Here is a 1408-nt window from a genome sequence, read left to right on the forward strand (position 1 = left end):
TTAACGGCCGTGAAACAGAGCGTAAGATATTGTCGGCCGATGGTAGCCGCCTGCTACATACCCACTCTGAATATGATGAAGCCGGTCGCCTGAAGAAACTGGTTACCAGTGAGGCCAAGTGGGGTGATAAGCAGCTGGGTCGCGCTGAAATTCAATATGACTACGACGCTGTTGGTAATCGCCGTCGGATTACCACTATTCATCATCAGTCCGATGGTCAAACCGCCACAGACGTTGACTGGTATGCCTATGATATTGATAACCGGATGACGGTGAGTCAAGGACAACTGTATAACCAAAAAATCATGGGCGGCAACGAGGGCAGTCAAGTCATTGAATACGACATCATGGGGCGGCGTAAACACGAGTTCAGCTGGTTTAAAGCCGAGCGCAACGACATTGAGGTGATGGTTAAGCAGCAGACCAAACTGGGCTACGACAACAATGGCCACCTAAACAGTGCTGTGGTGATGGAATACCGCGACCCTCACGCCTTTTTACACCATGGTAGCGTGTCACAAGTCAGCTCAATGAGTCGCACCAACAGCCTCACTGGCCATGCCAGAGAGCAGATAGATGAAAGTGTTGAATATGGCTACGACCAAGGCCGCATCGTGGTTGGCAGCGGTCGTCATAATAAGCAGACCACCCGTTTTGGATATACTGATGGTCAGCTTTACAGCCAGACAGTGCGTGATAAACAAGACGCCATGATATTGCAAACCAGCTTTGAGTATCACCACAGTGGGCAAGTAAAAACGCAATACAGCCGCTATATGAAAGAAGGGCGCACCGACACCACTACCACCGAATTCAAGGGCTGGGAAAGTTATCAGCGCAGTGACATCAAGGCAACAAGTGATGGCGATGGCTATCGCGACAGTCATACCACCCTGCACTATAACGCGGTAGGGCAACTGCAACGAACCGCCAGCAACCAGAATGAAAACGTGCGCGAAGTGCTCATGGATAGCAAGGGACAAATTGCTCTGCAGCTGGACAACGGTAAACTGAGTGCACAACTGGCAGTGGGAGGCAATCAACTGGGCAACCTGACCGCGGATAAACTGGACGCCGACTTGCTGGACGACAGTGCAGCAGAGGTGGGCACCCAGCCTGGCGCCTATACGGTACGTCAGGGCGACACCCTGCAGACTGTCTCCCAGAAGGTGTATGGTGACAGCCGTTACTGGTATTTGATAGCGGATGCGAATGCGATGGGGCCAGAGGGTGAACTGACCCCGGGCAAATCCCTGATTATTCCGAACCAGCATACGCAAAGCTACAACGGCGCAGAGAGCTTCAAGCCGTATAATGAAAGTGACATTTTAGGGGACATCAACCCCAATGCCATTGCGCCGCCGCCACCGAGTAAGAGCTGTAACCCGATAGCGATGATAGTGATGGC

1 protein-coding gene is annotated in these 1408 nt (G+C 52.1%); it reads left to right on the plus strand.

The window, feature by feature from the left end; genetic code table 11:
• A partial coding sequence (locus tag K6Y31_RS21975) for a LysM peptidoglycan-binding domain-containing protein (protein ID WP_233055167.1) occupies window positions 1-1408 on the plus strand: 1408 nt, incomplete at both ends.

This window comes from Motilimonas cestriensis (genome assembly GCF_021295315.1).
Taxonomy (GTDB): domain Bacteria; phylum Pseudomonadota; class Gammaproteobacteria; order Enterobacterales; family CBDFNC01; genus Motilimonas; species Motilimonas cestriensis.